The sequence below is a fragment of the Kitasatospora sp. NPDC015121 genome, from assembly GCF_055562955.1.
In genome coordinates this window covers 1-16266 of record NZ_JBVHEH010000017.1, presented here as the reverse complement: position 1 = coordinate 16266, position 16266 = coordinate 1, and the positions used below count along the sequence as shown (strand labels likewise).

The window sequence follows — 16266 nt, the reverse complement described above, 5'->3', positions numbered from 1 at the left end:
CCTGCCGGCGCTGCCGGCCAAGCCCTACCCGCCGGAGGTCGAGGCCCGACTCGCCTCCGACGCACGGGAGTTGATCTCCCGATACCCGCAGTCCCGGTCCGCGCTGCTGCCGCTGCTGCACCTGGTGCAGGCCGAGGACGGCTGCGTCACCCCGACCGGGATCCGGTTCTGCGCCGAGCAGTTGGAGCTGACCACCGCCGAGGTCACCGCGGTCGCCACCTTCTACACGATGTACCGGCGCCGCCCGGCCGGCGAGTACCACGTCGGCGTGTGCACCAACACGCTGTGCGCGGTGCTCGGCGGCGACCAGATCTTCGACGAGCTCTCCGAGCACCTCGGCATCGCCAACAACCGCACCACCGAGGACGGTTCGGTCTCGATCGAGCGGATCGAGTGCAACGCGGCCTGCGACTACGCCCCCGTGGTGATGGTCAACTGGGAGTTCTTCGACAACCAGACCCCCCAGAGCGCCAAGCAGCTGGTCGACCAGCTGCGCGCCGGGCAGGAGGTCCGCCCCACCCGGGGCGCCAAGCTCTGCTCGTTCAAGGAGGCCTCCCGGATCCTGGCCGGCTTCCCCGACGAGCGCCCCGGTGCCAACGACGAGTCCGGGGCCGGCGGCGCCCCCTCGCTGGCCGGCCTGCGCCTGGCCAAGGGCGAGGCGCTGCCCGGCACCCCGGGCACCAAGGTGGTCTCCCCGCGGCACGAAGGGACGGAAGCGTGATGACCTCCGCCGAACCGGCCGAGAAGCTCCTCTCCCCGGTCCTGTCCGCGTCCTGGGACGACCACCGCCCCTGGACCCTGGAGACCTACCGCCGGCACGGCGGCTACGACGGCCTGGCCGCCGCCCTCGCGATGCCCCCGGACGACGTCATCGCCCTGGTCAAGGACTCCGGTCTGCGCGGCCGCGGCGGCGCCGGCTTCCCGACCGGCATGAAGTGGCAGTTCATCCCGCAGAACGACGGCAAGCCGCACTACCTGGTGGTCAACGCCGACGAGTCCGAGCCGGGCACCTGCAAGGACATCCCGCTGCTGTTCGCCAACCCGCACGCGCTGATCGAGGGCATGGTCATCGCCTCGTACGCGATCCGCTGCGAGCACGCGTTCGTCTACCTGCGCGGCGAGGTCGTCCCGGTGCTGCGCCGCCTCCAGGCGGCGGTCGCCGAGGCGTACGCGGCCGGGTACCTCGGCAAGGACGTCCAGGGCTCCGGGATCAACCTGGACATCACCGTCCACGCCGGCGCCGGCGCGTACATCTGCGGCGAGGAGACCGCGCTGCTCGACTCGCTGGAGGGCCGCCGTGGCCAGCCCCGGCTGCGGCCGCCGTTCCCGGCGATCGCCGGCCTGTACGCCTGCCCGACCGTGGTGAACAACGTCGAGTCGATCGCCTCGGTGCCGCCGATCCTGGCCCGGGGCAAGGACTGGTTCAAGTCGCTGGGCACCGAGAAGTCGCCCGGCTTCACGCTGTACTCGCTGTCCGGGCACGTCACCAACCCCGGCCAGTACGAGGCGCCGCTCGGCATCACGCTGCGCCAGCTGCTGGAGATCACCGGCGGGATCCGGGCCGGGCACCGGCTCAAGTTCTGGACCCCGGGCGGCTCCTCCACCCCCATGTTCACCGAGGAGCACCTGGACGTCCCGCTCGACTACGAGGGCGTCGGCGCGGCCGGCTCGATGCTCGGCACCAAGGCCCTGCAGGTCTTCGACGAGACCACCTGCGTGGTGCGGGCCGTCACCCGGTGGACCGAGTTCTACGCCCACGAGTCCTGCGGCAAGTGCACCCCGTGCCGCGAGGGCACCTACTGGCTGGTCCAGCTGCTCAAGCGGATCGAGGCCGGCCAGGGCGCCCCCGGCGACCTGGAGAAGCTGCTGGACATCGCCGACAACATCAACGGCAAGTCCTTCTGCGCGCTGGGCGACGGCGCGGCCAGCCCGATCGTCTCCTCGCTCCAGCACTTCCGCGCCGAGTACGAGCAGCACCTCAACGAACACCGCTGCCCGTTCGACCCGGCGGCCTCCACCGTCTGGGCCGACCGGGCCCCCGCCCACGAGTCCGCCACCGAGAGGGAGGTGCACGCGTGACGGTCACGGAGCCTTCCACCCAGACCGAGCTGGTCACGCTCACCATCGACGGCGTCGAGGTCAGCGTCCCCAAGGGCACGCTGGTGATCCGCGCCGCCGAGCAGATCGGCACCCAGGTCCCGCGCTTCTGCGACCACCCGCTGCTCGACCCCGCCGGGGCGTGCCGCCAGTGCATCGTGGAGGTCGAGGGGCAGCGCAAGCCGGTCGCCTCCTGCACCATCCCGGTCGCCGAGGGCATGGTGGTGCGCACCCAGGTCTCCTCGCCGGTCGCCGAGAAGGCGCAGCGCGGCGTGATGGAACTGCTGCTGATCAACCACCCGCTGGACTGCCCGGTCTGCGACAAGGGCGGCGAGTGCCCGCTGCAGAACCAGGCGATGTCCACCGGCGACACCGACACCCGGTTCGAGGGCGTCAAGCGGACCTACGAGAAGCCGGTCCCGCTCTCCACCCAGGTGCTGCTGGACCGCGAGCGCTGCGTGCTGTGCGCCCGCTGCACCCGGTTCTCGCAGCAGATCGCCGGCGACCCGTTCATCGACCTGGTCGAGCGCGGCGCGCTCCAGCAGATCGGCACCGGCGTCGACCAGCCGCTCGACTCGTACTTCTCCGGCAACACCATCCAGATCTGCCCGGTCGGCGCGCTCACCTCCGCCGCCTACCGGTTCCGCTCCCGCCCGTTCGACCTGGTGTCCTCCCCGTCCGTGTGCGAGCACTGCTCGGCCGGCTGCGGGCAGCGCACCGACCACCGGCGCGGCAAGGTGCTGCGGCGGCTGGCCGGCAACGAGCCGGAGGTCAACGAGGAGTGGAACTGCGACAAGGGCCGGTTCGCGTTCCGCTACGCCCAGCAGCGCGACCGCCTCACCACCCCGCTGGTCCGCCGGGACGGCGAACTCGTCGCCGCCTCCTGGCCGGAGGCGCTGGCCCGGGCCGCCGAGGGGCTGCGCGGGGCGCGCGCCGCGGTGCTCGCGGGCGGCCGGGTCACCGTCGAGGACGCGTACGGCTACGGCAAGTTCGCCCGCCTCGCGCTCGGCACCAACGACGTCGACTTCCGGGCCCGGCCGCACAGCGGCGAGGAGGCCGACTTCCTGGCCGCGGCCGTCGCGGGGCACGGGGTCGACCTGGGCGGTCCCTCGGTGAGCTACCGGGACCTCGAAGCCGCGCCCGCCGTGCTGCTGGTCGGCCTGGAGGCCGAGGAGGAGGCGCCGATCGTCTTCCTGCGGCTGCGCAAGGCCAGCCGGGCGTCCGGGCTGCGGGTCTTCTCGATCGCCACCCACGCCACCCGCGGCCTGGCCAAGCTGCGCGGCGCGCTGCTGCCCGCCGCCCCCGGCACTGAGGTCGAGTGGCTGGCCGCGCTGGCCGGCGACGAGGTGCTCGCCGACGACGCCGGACGCTGCGCCGACGCGCTGCGCTCCCCGGGCGCCGTCGTGCTGGTCGGCGAACGGCTCGCGCAGACCGCCGGCGGCCTGACCGCCGCGCTGCGCCTGGCGCACGCCACCGGGGCGAAGCTCGCCTGGGTGCCGCGCCGGGCCGGCGAGCGCGGCGCCGTCGAGGCGGGCGCGCTGCCCGGGCTGCTGCCCGGCGGCCGGGCCGTCGCGGTGCCCGCCGCCCGCGCCGAGGCCGCCGCGCACTGGGGCCAGGCCGACCTGCCGTCCCGCCCCGGCCGCGACACCGGCCAGATCCTGGCCGCGGCCGCCGCCGGCGAACTGGACGCGCTGGTGCTCGGCGGCGTCGGCCTGGACGACCTGCCGGACCCGGCGCTCGCCGAGGAGGCGCTGGCCCGGGTCGGCTTCGTGCTCTCGCTGGAGCTGCGCCCGTCCGCGGTCACCGAGCGCGCCGACGTGGTGCTGCCGGTCGCGGCGGTCGCCGAGAAGGCCGGCACCTTCCTGGACTGGGAGGGCCGGGTCCGGATGTTCGAACCCGCGCTCAAGCCCGACCAGTTGATGCAGCGCCACCTGCACGCCGACGTCCGGGTGCTGAACATGGTCGCGGACGCGCTGGACCGGCCGATCGGCCTGCCCGACGTCCGGGCGGCCCGGATCGAGCTGGACCGTTTCACCCCGTGGCAGGGCGACCGCCCGGCCGTGCCCGCCGCGCACCCCGACGCGCTGCCCCGCCCGGCCACCGGGCAGGCCGTGCTGGCCGGGCACCGGATGCTGCTCGACCACGGCACCCTGCAGGAGGGCGACACCCACCTGGCCGGGACCCGGCACGCCGCCGTCGCCCGGCTCTCCGCCGCCACCGCCGCCGAGATCGGCGCGGCCGCCAGGGGCGGCGCGCTGCGGGTCACCGGCCCGGCCGGCTCGCTGACCCTCCCGCTGGAGGTCACCGACGCGATGCCGGACCGCACGGTCTGGCTGCCGCTCAACTCGACGCCGGACGGCGGCGCGTACCGCGCGCTCGGCACCACGGTCGGCCACCTGGTCACCATCGCCCCGGCGGAGGAATCATGAGCCCCCTCGCTGCCCCCCTCGCCGCCCCACTCGCCGCCAACGCCGAGACGCTCGGCTTCTTCGGCCGCGACCCGTGGTGGCTGGTGCTGCTGAAGGCGGTGTTCTGCTTCGCGTTCCTGGTCCTGACGGTGCTGATCGCGATCGTCTGGGAGCGCAAGGTCGTCGCCTGGATGCAGCTGCGGATCGGCCCGAACCGGCACGGCCCGTGGGGCCTGCTGCAGTCGCTGGCCGACGGCGTGAAGCTGGCGCTGAAGGAAGACCTGGTGGTCAAGGGCGCCGACAAGGCGGTCTACGTCCTGGCGCCGATCGTCGCGGCGATCCCCGCGTTCATGGCGTTCGCGGTGATCCCGTTCGGCCCGGCCGGCAACGAGGTGTCGATCTTCGGCACCCGGACGCCGCTCCAGCTGACCGACCTGCCGATCGCGCTGCTGTACATCCTGGCCACCGCCTCGGTGGGCATCTACGGCATCGTGCTGGCCGGCTGGTCGTCCGGTTCGACGTACCCGCTGCTGGGCGGCATCCGCTCGTCCGCGCAGATGATCAGCTACGAGATCGCGATGGGCCTGTCGTTCGCGGCGGTGTTCATCTACTCGGGCTCGATGTCGACCTCGGAGATCGTCGCCTCGCAGCAGCCGACCTGGTTCGCGGTGCTGCTGCCGGTGTCGTTCATCGTGTACGTCATCGCGATGGTCGGCGAGACCAACCGGGCGCCGTTCGACCTCCCGGAGGCCGAGGGCGAGCTGGTCGGCGGCTTCAACACCGAGTACTCCTCGCTGAAGTTCGCGATGTTCATGCTGGCCGAGTACGTCAACATGGTCACCGTCTCGGCGGTCGCCTCCACGCTGTTCCTGGGCGGCTGGCGCGCCCCGTGGCCGGTCTCGACCTTCTGGGAGGGCGCGAACCACGGCTGGTGGCCGATGCTGTGGATCGTGCTGAAGATCCAGCTGCTGCTGTTCTTCTTCATCTGGCTGCGCGGCACCCTGCCCCGGCTGCGCTACGACCAGTTCATGAAGCTGGGCTGGAAGGTGCTCATCCCGGTCTCGCTGGTCTGGCTGGTGATGGTCGCCACGGTGCGGGCGCTGCGCAACGAGGGCTACGACTTCGCCAACGTGGTGCTGTACGTGGGCGCGCCGCTGGGAGCGGTGCTGCTGGTCGCGCTGGTGGTCGACCTGCTGCGCAAGAAGCCCGGGCCGGAGCCGGAGCGGGCCCCCGCGTTCGACCCGATGGCCGGGGGCTACCCCGTCCCGCCGCTGCCCGGGCAGGAACTGCCGCCCGTCCCGCGCCGCCGCCGCCGGACCCCGCAACTCCAGGACGCCCTCAACGGGGCCGACCATTCCGAAGGGAGCTGATCCGAGATGCCTGACGAGTCGTCAGAGAAGTCGGTCCTCGGGCCGGCCGCCGGCTTCGGCGTGACCTTCAAGGCCATGTTCAAGAAGCGGCTCACCGAGCAGTACCCGGAGTACAAGAAGCCCACCGCTCCGCGCTTCCACGGCCGCCACCAGCTGAACCGGCACCCGGACGGCCTGGAGAAGTGCGTCGGCTGCGAGCTGTGCGCCTGGGCCTGTCCGGCCGACGCGATCTACGTCGAGGGCGCCGACAACCGGGACGAGGAGCGCTACTCGCCCGGCGAGCGGTACGGCGCGGTCTACCAGATCAACTACGCCCGCTGCATCCTGTGCGGGCTGTGCGTCGAGGCCTGCCCGACCCGGGCGCTGACCATGACCAACGAGTACGAGCTCGCGGACTCCTCCCGGCAGGACCTGATCTTCACCAAGGAGCAGCTGCTGGTCGGGTTGACCGAGGGCATGGTCGACTCGCCGCACTCGATCTTCCCGGGTGCCGACGAGGGCGCGTACTACCGGGGCGAGATCTCCGGCGCCGCGCCCGGCACCGTCCAGCAGGAGCGGCACGACCGCGAGAAGGAGGAGCAGGCATGACCTCCACCGGCGAGGCCGTGCAGTTCTGGGTGCTGGCCGTGATCGCGGTCGGCGGCGCGCTCGGCATGCTGCTGATGAAGAAGGCCGTCCACTCGGCGCTCTGCCTGGCGGCCACCATGCTCTCGCTGGCGGTCTGCTACCTGGCCCAGGGCGCGGTGTTCCTGGGCGTGGTGCAGGTCGTCGTCTACACCGGCGCGATCATGATGCTGTTCCTGTTCGTGGTGATGCTGGTCGGCGTCTCGGCGGCGGACTCGCTGAAGGAGCAGCTGAAGGGCCAGCGGATCGCCGCGGTGCTCTGCGGCCTGGGCTTCGGCGTGCTGCTGGTCGCGGGCCTGGCCAACGCGCACCTGCGCGACTTCACCGGCCTGGCCGGCGCGAACGCCGAGGGCAACGTGCAGGGCCTGGCCCGGCTGATCTTCACCAAGTACGTGTGGGCCTTCGAGGTGACCGGCGCGCTGCTGATCACCGCGGCGGTCGGCGCGATGGTGCTGACCCACCGCGAGAAGGTCAAGGCGCCGCCGACCCAGCGCGAGCTGGCCGCCCGGCGGGTCAGGGACAACATCCAGGTGCCGCCGCTGCCCGCCCCCGGCGTGTACGCCCGGCACAACGCGGTGGACGTCCCGGCGCTGCTGCCGGACGGCACGGTCGCCGAGGACTCGGTGATGGGCACCCTGCGCGAGCGCGGCCAGGTCCGCGACGTCAGCCGGGAGATGCTCGACCGGATGGCCGAGCTGGAGGAGACCACGGCCGACTGGCTGGGCCGCCCGTCCTCGGCCCGTCCGCGGGTGACCGGCCCCCGCCAGGCGCTGGAGACCGTGCCGACCCCGACCAAGGAGGAGGCCGAGTGAACCCGGTCAACTACCTGTACCTCGCCGCGCTGCTGTTCACCATCGGCGCCTCCGGCGTGCTGGTGCGGCGCAACGCGATCGTGCTGTTCATGTGCGTGGAGCTGATGCTGAACGCCTCGAACCTGGCGCTGGTCACCTTCTCCCGGCTGCACGGCAACCTGGACGGCCAGATCATCGCGTTCTTCACCATGGTGGTCGCGGCGGCCGAGGTCGTGGTCGGCCTCGCCATCATCGTCTCCATCTTCCGGACCAGGCACTCCGCTTCGGTCGACGACAGCAACCTGATGAAGCTGTAGGCGGAGGGCCCTTCAGTGAACTCTCTCATTCCGCTGCTGGTCGCGGCGCCGCTGGCCGGCGCCGCCCTGCTCCTGCTCGGCGGACGGGCCCTGGACCGGTTCGGGCACTGGATCGCGACCGCCCTGGCGGCGCTCTCCTTCGCCTTCGGCCTGGCCCTGTTCGCGGACATGCTCGGCCGGGACGCCGAGCACCGCGCCGTCACCGAGCGGCTGTTCAGCTGGATCCCGGTGAACGGCTTCCAGGCCGACGTCTCCTTCCAGCTCGACCAGCTCTCGGTCACCTTCGTCCTGCTGATCACCGGCGTCGGCACGCTGATCCACCTGTACTCGGTGGGCTACATGGCCGAGGACGAGCGGCGCCGCCGCTTCTTCGCCTACCTGAACCTGTTCCTGGCCGCCATGCTGGTGCTGGTCCTGGCCGACAACTACCTGCTGCTGTACGTCGGCTGGGAGGGCGTCGGCCTGGCGTCCTACCTGCTGATCGGCTTCTGGCAGCACAAGCCGAGCGCCGCGACGGCCGCCAAGAAGGCGTTCGTCGTCAACCGGGTCGGCGACATGGGCCTGTCCATCGCGATCATGCTGATGTTCGTCGAGTTCGGCTCCTTCGCCTTCCAGCCGGTGTTCGCCACCACGGGCGACGCGAGCGAGGGCAAGCTCACCGCGATCGGCCTGATGCTGCTGCTCGCCGCCTGCGGCAAGTCCGCGCAGGTGCCGCTGCAGTCCTGGCTGGGCGACGCGATGGAGGGCCCGACCCCGGTCTCGGCCCTCATCCACGCGGCCACCATGGTCACCGCGGGCGTCTACCTGATCGTCCGCTCCGGCGCGATCTTCAACCTGGCGCCGGACGCGCAGACCGCCGTGGTGGTGGTCGGTGCGGTGACGCTGCTGTTCGGTGCGGTCGTCGGTTGCGCCAAGGACGACATCAAGAAGGCGCTGGCCGGGTCGACCATGTCGCAGATCGGCTACATGATCATGGCGGCGGGCCTGGGCCCGATCGGCTACGCCTTCGCGATCATGCACCTGGTCACCCACGGCTTCTTCAAGGCCGGGATGTTCCTCGGCGCCGGGTCGGTCATGCACGGCATGAACGACGAGGTGAACATGCGGCACTACGGCGGCCTGCGGAAGTACATGCCGGTCACCTTCGCCACCTTCGGCCTCGGCTACCTGGCGATCATCGGCTTCCCGGGCCTGTCCGGCTTCTTCTCCAAGGACAAGATCATCGAGGCGGCGTTCGCCAAGGGCGGCACCGAGGGCTGGATCCTCGGCCTGTGCGCCCTGACCGGCGCCGCGGTCACCGCGTTCTACATGACCCGGGTGATGGTGCTGACCTTCTTCGGCGAGAAGCGCTGGCAGCCGGACGCGGAGAGCGGCGAGCCGCCGCACCCGCACGAGTCCCCGAAGTCGATGACCGTCCCGATGGTCGTGCTGGCCTTCGGCTCGGTCTTCGCCGGCGGCCTGTTCGTCTACGGCGACTCCTTCCTGCACTGGCTGGAGCCGGTCACCGGCCACGCCGAGGGCGACTCCCCGCTGAGCCCGTGGACCGTCACCGGCCTCGCCACCGTCTGCATGCTGGCGGGCGCCGCCCTGGCCTGGCAGATGTACGGGCGCGGGCCCGTCCCGGTCAAGCCGCCGGTCGGCTCGCCGCTCACCCGGGCCGCCCGCCGCGACCTGCTCCAGGACGACTTCAACCACGCCGTCCTGGTCCGGCCCGGCACCGCGCTGGCCGCCACCCTGGTCTGGTTCGACAGCCGGGGCCTGGACGGCTTCGTCAACGGCCTGGCCGCCGCGATCGGCGGGGTCTCCGGCCGACTGCGCCGGATCCAGACCGGCTACGTCCGCACGTACGCGCTCTCCATGTTCGGCGGCACGCTGGTGCTGGTCGCCTCCACTCTCCTGATGAGGTCGGTCTGATGAGCTACCTCCTCTCCGCCACCTGTGCCGTCCCGGCCGCCGGAGCGGTGCTCACCGCCGCCCTCCCGGCCGGGACCAGCGCGGCCCGGCGGCGCACCACCAAGACCGTCGCGCTGGCGGTCTCGGCCGTCACCCTCGGCCTGGCCGCCGCGGTCGCGGCCTCCTTCGAACCCGGCGGCCCCCGCTACCAGCTGACCGAGTCGTACAGCTGGATCCGCTCGTTCGGGATCAGCTTCTCGCTCGGCGCGGACGGCATCGGCACCGCCCTGGTGCTGCTGACCGCCGTGCTGGTGCCGCTGGTGATGCTGGCCGGCTGGCACGACGCCACGGGACCCGTCGGCGGCTCCGCCGCGGGCGCCGCCCCCGAGGGCTCGTTCGAGTCCAAGCGCCGCACCCAGGCGTTCTTCGCGCTGATCCTGGCCGTCGAGGCGATGGTGCTGGTGTCCTTCCTGGCCACCGACGTCTTCGTGTTCTACGTGTTCTTCGAAGCCATGCTGATCCCGATGTACTTCCTGATCGGCGGCTTCGGCGACCGGGCCGGCGGCCCGGACTCCGACCGGCAGCGCTCCTACGCGGCCGTCAAGTTCCTGCTGTACAACCTGCTCGGCGGCCTGGTCATGCTGGCCGCCGTGATCGGCCTGTACGTGGTGGCCGGCGACCAGGGGCACGCGACGTTCAGCCTCACCGCGCTGACCGACGCGATCTCCTCCGGGCAGCTGGTGATCGAACCGAACGCGCAGCGGGCGCTGTTCCTCGGCTTCTTCTTCGCCTTCGCGGTGAAGGCCCCGCTGTGGCCGCTGCACACCTGGCTGCCGAACGCGATGGGTGAGTCCACCGCCGGGACGGCCGTGCTGATCACCGCGGTGGTCGACAAGGTCGGCACCTTCGCGATGCTGCGCTTCTGCCTCGGCCTGTTCCCGGACGCGTCCAGGACCTTCGCCCCGGTGATCATGGTGCTGGCGCTGGTCGGCATCGTCTACGGCGCGCTGGTCGCGATCGGCCAGAAGGACATCAAGCGGCTGGTCGCCTACGCGTCCATCTCGCACTTCGGGTTCATCATCCTGGGCATCTTCGCGATGACCAGCCAGGGCCAGTCCGGCGCCACGCTCTACATGGTCAACCACGGCATCTCCACCGCCGCGTGGATGCTGGTGGCGGGCTTCCTGATCTCCCGCCGCGGCTCCCGCCTGATCGCCGACTACGGCGGCGTGCAGAAGGTCGCCCCGGTGCTGGCCGGCACCTTCCTGATCGGCGGCCTGGCCACCCTGTCGCTGCCCGGCCTGGCCCCGTTCGTCAGCGAGTTCCTGGTCCTGGTTGGCACCTTCAGCCGCTACCCGGCGCTCGGCGTCGTCGCGACCTTCGGCATCGTGCTGGCGGCGCTGTACGCCCTGCTGCTGTACCAGCGCACCATGACCGGCCCGGTGAAGGCCGGCGTCGAGCGGGTCGAGGACCTCAAGGTCCGCGAACTCGCGGTCGTCGCCCCGCTGGTGGCGCTGACCCTGCTGCTCGGCGTCTACCCGAAGCCGCTCACCGACCTGGTCAACCCGGCCGTCGACGACACCCTCAGCCAGGTGCACCGCACCGACCCCGCGCCGGCCCACCCGGTCGCCGCCACCAACGGAGGTGAGCAGAAGTGATCTCCACCCACGCGCTGGCCGCCGCCGGCGGCAACAGTCCGAGCATCCCCGCCCCGCACGTCGAGTACGGGCAGCTCTCGCCGATGCTGGTGGTGTTCGGCGCCGCGCTGCTCGGCGTCCTGGTCGAGGCGTTCCTGCCCCGCCGGGCCCGCGCCTCCGCCCAGCTGGGCGTGTCGCTGCTCGGCCTGGGCGGCGCCTTCGCCGCCGTGGTGGTGCTGGCCGCCCAGGGCCACGCCACCACCAGGTCCGGCCTGCTGGCGATGGGCGCGGTCGCCATCGACGGCCCCGCGCTGTTCCTGCAGGGCGTGATCCTGCTCACCTCGGTGCTGGCGGTGCTGACCTACGCCGAGGGCCGGCTGGAGCCGCGGATCAACGGCCACCGGATCGACGCGTTCGCCGCCCAGGCCGCCGCCGTCCCCGGCGGCGAGCAGGAGCGCGAGGCCACCCGGGAGGGCCTGCGCACCACCGAGATCTACCCGCTGACGCTGTTCGCGGTCGGCGGCATGCTGCTCTTCCCGGCCGCGAACGACCTGCTGACCATGTTCGTGGCGCTGGAGGTGCTCTCCCTCCCGCTGTACCTGATGTGCGCGATCGCCCGCCGGCGCCGCCTGCTCTCCCAGGAGGCGGCCGTCAAGTACTTCCTGCTCGGCGCGTTCGCCTCGGCGTTCTTCCTGTTCGGCACCGCGCTGGTCTACGGCTACGCGGGCTCGGTCCAGCTCGGCGAGATCGCCGACGTGGTCTCCGGCGTGGCACCCGTCACCCCGGCGCTCGCCGTCACCACCCAGAACGACGCGCTGCTGCTGATCGGCCTGGCCATGCTCGCCGTCGGCCTGCTCTTCAAGGTCGGCGCGGTCCCGTTCCACACCTGGACGCCGGACGTCTACCAGGGCGCCCCGACGCCCGTCACCGGCTTCATGGCCGCCGCGACCAAGACCGCCGCGTTCGGCGCCTTCCTGCGGCTGTTCTACGTCGCCTTCCCCGGCCTGCGCTGGGACTGGCGGCCGGTGATGTGGGGCGTGGCGATCCTCACCATGGTGGTCGGCGCGATCCTCGCCGTCACCCAGCAGGACGTGAAGCGGCTGCTCGCCTACTCGTCGGTGGCGCACGCCGGGTTCATCCTGACCGGCCTGATCGCCACCGACCGGCGCGGCGTCGCCGCGGTGCTGTTCTACCTGCTGGCCTACTCCTTCGTGACGCTCGGCGCGTTCGCCGTGGTCACCCTGGTGCGGGACTCCAAGGGCGAGGCCACCCACCTGTCCAACTGGGCCGGTCTGGGCCGCCGTTCGCCGCTGCTGGCGGCGGTGTTCGCGCTGTTCCTGCTGGCCTTCGCGGGCATCCCGCTGACCTCCGGCTTCACCGGCAAGTTCGCGGTCTTCGAGGCGGCGGCGCAGGGCGGGGCCACCCCGCTGGTCATCGTCGGCGTGCTCTCCTCGGCGGTCGCCGCGTTCTTCTACATCCGGGTCATCGTGCTGATGTTCTTCTCCGACCCGCAGCCCTCCGGCCCCGCGGTCGCCGTGCCCAGCCCGCTCACCGCCACCGCCATCGGCGTCGGCGTGCTGGTCACCCTCGGCCTCGGCCTGCTCCCGCAGTACTTCCTCGACCTGGCCTCCAAGGCCTCGCTGTTCGCCCGCTGACCGGCCCGAACCGGCCCCCCGGCCCCCGCCCGCGCCGGGCGGGGGCCGGACCCGTGCGACGGCGCGAACCGGAACGTCCACGGCCCACCTCCCGCCACCAGGGAAGTCGGGACCATGCCCGTGCAGTGATCCACTCCGGACCGGATACGCTGCCTTGTATGTGCATCGGCGGCGCTGAGGGACCGGCCCGCTGGATCGACCAGGGACAGGAGTGGTCAGCGTGACCGTCGTGGGGCCCTTCGGGCTGAGCGTGCAGGACCGCGATCTGACCCGCGACGTCCAGGCCGGGATGGAGGCCGTGGAGGCCGCCCTGATCGAGGCAGTCAAGAGCGACGTGCCCTTCATCACGGTGACCGCCAGCCACCTCATCGAGGCCGGGGGGAAGCGGTTCAGGCCGCTGCTGGTGATGCTCGCCGCCCAGTTCGGCGACCCGGCCGCACCCGGCGTGGTGCCCTCCGCGGTGGTGGTCGAACTGACCCACCTCGCGACGCTCTACCACGACGACGTGATGGACGAGGCGCCCGTGCGCCGGGGCGCCCCCAGCGCCAACAGCCGCTGGGACAACTCGGTGGCCATCCTCACCGGCGACTTCCTGTTCTCCCGCGCCTCGCAGGTGCTCTCCGACCTCGGCACCGAGGCCGTCCGGATCCAGTCCGACGCCTTCGAGCGCCTGGTCACCGGCCAGATCCTGGAGACCGCGGGCCCGCGCCCCGAGGACGACCCGCTGCGCCACTACCTCGACGTCATCTCCGGCAAGACCGGCTCGCTGATCGCCGTCGCCTGCCGCTTCGGCTCGCTGATGGCCGGCGCCGAACGCTGGATCGTCGACCTGCTCACCCAGTACGGCGAGCGGATCGGCACCGCCTTCCAACTCGCCGACGACGTCCTCGACATCGCCAGCGACGGCCACGAGTCCGGCAAGACCCCCGGCACCGACCTGCGCGAGGGCGTCCCCACCCTGCCGGTGCTGATGCTCCGCCAGAGCCCCGTCGACCCGGACGACCCCGAGGACGTCCGGCTGCGCGAACTCCTCGACACCGACCTCGCCGCCGACGACGCCGCCCACGCCGAGGCCCTCCGCCTGCTGCGCCGCCACCCGGCGCTGGAACGCGCCCGCCGCGAGACGCTGCGCTACGCCGAGGAGGCCCGCGCCCTGCTCGACACCCTGCCCGACTGCCCCGCCAAGGCCGCCCTCCAGGAGCTCTGCGACACCGTCGCCATCCGCACGATGTGACGCCCCCGCCGCGCGCGCTAGGGTCGGTGCCATGTTGCGCGTGGTGATCGCCGAGGACTCCGTACTGCTCCGCGAGGGGCTGACACGGCTGCTGACGGATCGTGGGATGGAGGTCGTGGCGGGGGTCGGGGACGGCGAGGCGCTGCTCCGGACGATCGGGGAACTGCACGGGGCGGGCGCCCTGCCGGACGTCGTGGTGGCGGACGTCCGGATGCCCCCGACGCACACCGACGAGGGCGTCCGGGCCTGCGTGGAACTGCGCAAGCGGCACCCCGGCCTGGGGGTGCTGGTGCTCTCCCAGCACGTCGAGGAGCAGTACGCCAGCGAGCTGCTGGCCGGCTCCACCCGGGGCGTCGGCTACCTGCTGAAGGACCGGGTCGCCGAGGTCCGCGAGTTCGTCGACGCGGTGGCCCGGGTCGCCGAGGGCGGCACCGCGCTCGACCCCGAGGTGGTGCAGCAGCTGCTCAGCCGCAGCCGCCAGGTCGACACCCTGGCCGGCCTCACCCCGCGCGAGCGCGAGGTGCTCGGCCTGATGGCGGAGGGCCGCACCAACGCGGCGATCGCCAAGCAGCTGGTGGTCTCCGACGGCGCCGTCGAGAAGCACGTGTCGAACATCTTCCAGAAACTCGGTCTGGGCCAGAGCCAGGAGGACCACCGCCGGGTCCTCGCCGTCCTCGCCTACCTGGAGTCCTGACCCCCCGCTGACCCGCCGGAACCGTCTGCGCGAGTTCCCCTCCCGCCGTGCCCCGCCCGCTTAGGATGCCCTCTGGTGCTCCAGGCGGACGGGGCACACCGCTTCACGCCCGCCCTCCGGCCCGCCGGGGCGGGCGCGCCGTTCACCGGGCCGCGCCGGGCGGGGGACCGTCGGCGCGTCGTCGCACACCACCCGCGCACAACCGAACATCCACTCCCACACTGCACATTGACTCGTCGTCGGGTTCAGGCGGAAGGAGTATCGAAGGTGCACGAGCCCAGCCTGCCGTACGTCACTGGCACCGGCACCCGCCCGAGCCCCCGAAGACCGTGTCGCGGGGCCGTGGGTTCGGTCCGCGGCCCCTCCTCCGTCCCCGGTGTGGAGGGACGTCCATTTTCCCGGCCTGAAGGCCGTAGCCTCCTGGGAGAACAAAGGTGACCAGTCAGGTCGATCAGTCAGAAGCAGTGGACGGCTCGGACGGCCCCGGCCGTCCCGAGGGCTCCGCGCCGGTGGCGGGCGGGCGGTCCGCCAAGCCGATCCGGCGGCTGGACCGGGTGATCATCCGGTTCGCGGGTGACTCGGGTGACGGGATGCAGCTCACGGGTGACCGGTTCACCTCGGAGACGGCCGCGTTCGGCAACGACCTGTCCACGCTGCCGAACTTCCCGGCCGAGATCCGGGCGCCCGCGGGGACGCTGCCGGGTGTGTCCTCGTTCCAGCTGCACTTCGCCGACCACGACATCCTCACTCCCGGGGACGCCCCGGACGTGCTGGTGGCGATGAACCCCGCCGCGTTGAAGGCCAACCTGCCCGACCTGCCCGCCGGCGCGGAGGTGATCGTCGACACCGACGAGTTCACCACACGCGCCCTGGCCAAGGTCGGCTACAGCGCCTCGCCGCTGGAGGACGGCTCGCTGGAGGCCTTCCGCCTGCACCCGGTGCCGCTGACCACGCTGACCCTGGAGGCCCTCAAGGACAGCGGCCTGGCCCGCAAGGACGCCGAACGGGCCAAGAACATGTTCGCGCTGGGCCTGCTGTCGTGGATGTACCACCGCCCCACCCACGGCACCGAGCTGTTCCTGCGGGCCAAGTTCGCCAAGAAGCCCGACATCGCCGAGGCCAACGTGGCCGCGTTCCGCGCGGGCTGGAACTTCGGCGAGACCACCGAGGACTTCGCCGTCTCCTACGAGGTGCCGCCCGCGAAGCTGCCCCCCGGCACCTACCGCAACATCTCCGGCAACCTCGCCCTGTCCTACGGCCTGGTCGCCGCCGGACAGCGCTCGGGCCTGCCGGTGTTCCTCGGCTCCTACCCCATCACCCCGGCCTCGGACATCCTGCACGAACTGGCCCGCCACAAGAACTTCGGCGTGCGCACCTTCCAGGCCGAGGACGAGATCGCCGGGATCGGCGCGGCGCTGGGCGCGGCGTTCGGCGGGGCGCTGGGGGTGACGACGACCTCGGGTCCGGGGGTGGCGTTGAAGTCGGAGACGATCGGGTTGGCGGTGTCGATGGAGTTGCCGCTGGTGGTGGTGGACATCCAGCGCGG

13 protein-coding genes are annotated in these 16266 nt (G+C 72.2%); all 13 read left to right on the top strand.

Annotated features, from left to right (window positions below; all coding sequences use genetic code 11):
* Position 1: 1 nt before the first annotated feature.
* Positions 2 to 721 (top strand): NADH-quinone oxidoreductase subunit NuoE, encoded by a 720-nt coding sequence (gene nuoE / locus ACZ3J7_RS25255; protein WP_465625243.1) that lies wholly within the window; start codon positions 2 to 4, stop codon positions 719 to 721.
* Complete coding sequence (gene nuoF, locus ACZ3J7_RS25250) at positions 721 to 2079, top strand: NADH-quinone oxidoreductase subunit NuoF (protein WP_465624974.1); 1359 nt, start codon at positions 721 to 723, stop codon at positions 2077 to 2079. The genes nuoE and nuoF overlap by 1 nt, the downstream gene beginning before the upstream one ends.
* The gene (locus ACZ3J7_RS25245) at positions 2076 to 4526 is read left to right on the top strand and encodes an NADH-quinone oxidoreductase subunit G (protein WP_465624972.1); all 2451 of its coding nucleotides are present in this window, start codon (positions 2076 to 2078) and stop codon (positions 4524 to 4526) included. Before nuoF ends, ACZ3J7_RS25245 begins: the two co-directional genes overlap by 4 nt.
* A complete protein-coding gene (nuoH, locus tag ACZ3J7_RS25240) occupies positions 4523 to 5875 on the top strand; it encodes an NADH-quinone oxidoreductase subunit NuoH (protein WP_465624970.1) in 1353 nt (450 codons plus the stop codon). The genes ACZ3J7_RS25245 and nuoH overlap by 4 nt, the downstream gene beginning before the upstream one ends.
* A 6-nt stretch (positions 5876 to 5881) precedes the next feature.
* Positions 5882 to 6463, top strand: coding sequence for an NADH-quinone oxidoreductase subunit NuoI (nuoI, locus tag ACZ3J7_RS25235; RefSeq protein WP_465624968.1), 582 nt, complete (start codon positions 5882 to 5884; stop codon positions 6461 to 6463).
* Positions 6460 to 7311, top strand: coding sequence for an NADH-quinone oxidoreductase subunit J (locus tag ACZ3J7_RS25230; protein WP_465624966.1), 852 nt, complete (start codon positions 6460 to 6462; stop codon positions 7309 to 7311). The genes nuoI and ACZ3J7_RS25230 overlap by 4 nt, the downstream gene beginning before the upstream one ends.
* A complete protein-coding gene (nuoK, locus tag ACZ3J7_RS25225; RefSeq protein WP_014137607.1) occupies positions 7308 to 7607 on the top strand; it encodes an NADH-quinone oxidoreductase subunit NuoK in 300 nt (99 codons plus the stop codon). The genes ACZ3J7_RS25230 and nuoK overlap by 4 nt, the downstream gene beginning before the upstream one ends.
* A gap of 15 nt (positions 7608 to 7622) precedes the next feature.
* Positions 7623 to 9521: an NADH-quinone oxidoreductase subunit L gene (gene nuoL / locus ACZ3J7_RS25220; RefSeq protein WP_465624964.1), complete on the top strand. Its 1899-nt coding sequence runs from the start codon at positions 7623 to 7625 to the stop codon at positions 9519 to 9521.
* Positions 9521 to 11158 (top strand): NADH-quinone oxidoreductase subunit M, encoded by a 1638-nt coding sequence (locus ACZ3J7_RS25215; RefSeq protein WP_465624962.1) that lies wholly within the window; start codon positions 9521 to 9523, stop codon positions 11156 to 11158. The genes nuoL and ACZ3J7_RS25215 overlap by 1 nt, the downstream gene beginning before the upstream one ends.
* Entirely contained in the window at positions 11155 to 12792 is a 1638-nt protein-coding gene (gene nuoN / locus ACZ3J7_RS25210) for an NADH-quinone oxidoreductase subunit NuoN (protein WP_465624961.1), read from the top strand. Before ACZ3J7_RS25215 ends, nuoN begins: the two co-directional genes overlap by 4 nt.
* Positions 12793 to 13012: 220 nt before the next feature.
* A complete protein-coding gene (locus ACZ3J7_RS25205) occupies positions 13013 to 14026 on the top strand; it encodes a polyprenyl synthetase family protein (RefSeq protein WP_465624959.1) in 1014 nt (337 codons plus the stop codon).
* 34 nt (positions 14027 to 14060) lie between these two features.
* On the top strand, positions 14061 to 14720 hold the full coding sequence (locus ACZ3J7_RS25200; protein ID WP_465625241.1) for a response regulator: 660 nt from the start codon (positions 14061 to 14063) through the stop codon (positions 14718 to 14720).
* A 434-nt stretch (positions 14721 to 15154) separates the two neighbouring features.
* On the top strand, positions 15155 to 16266 hold a 1112-nt coding region (locus ACZ3J7_RS25195; RefSeq protein WP_465624957.1), incomplete at its 3' end, for a 2-oxoacid:acceptor oxidoreductase family protein.

Bases quoted from the DNA above. Each gene is read 5' to 3' on its own strand.
- nuoF (WP_465624974.1), top strand. From the start codon at position 721: ATGACCTCCGCCGAACCGGCCGAGAAGCTCCTCTCCCCGGTCCTGTCC.
- nuoH (WP_465624970.1), top strand. From the start codon at position 4,523: ATGAGCCCCCTCGCTGCCCCCCTCGCCGCCCCACTCGCCGCCAACGCC.
- nuoI (WP_465624968.1), top strand. From the start codon at position 5,882: ATGCCTGACGAGTCGTCAGAGAAGTCGGTCCTCGGGCCGGCCGCCGGC.
- ACZ3J7_RS25230 (WP_465624966.1), top strand. From the start codon at position 6,460: ATGACCTCCACCGGCGAGGCCGTGCAGTTCTGGGTGCTGGCCGTGATC.
- ACZ3J7_RS25215 (WP_465624962.1), top strand. From the start codon at position 9,521: ATGAGCTACCTCCTCTCCGCCACCTGTGCCGTCCCGGCCGCCGGAGCG.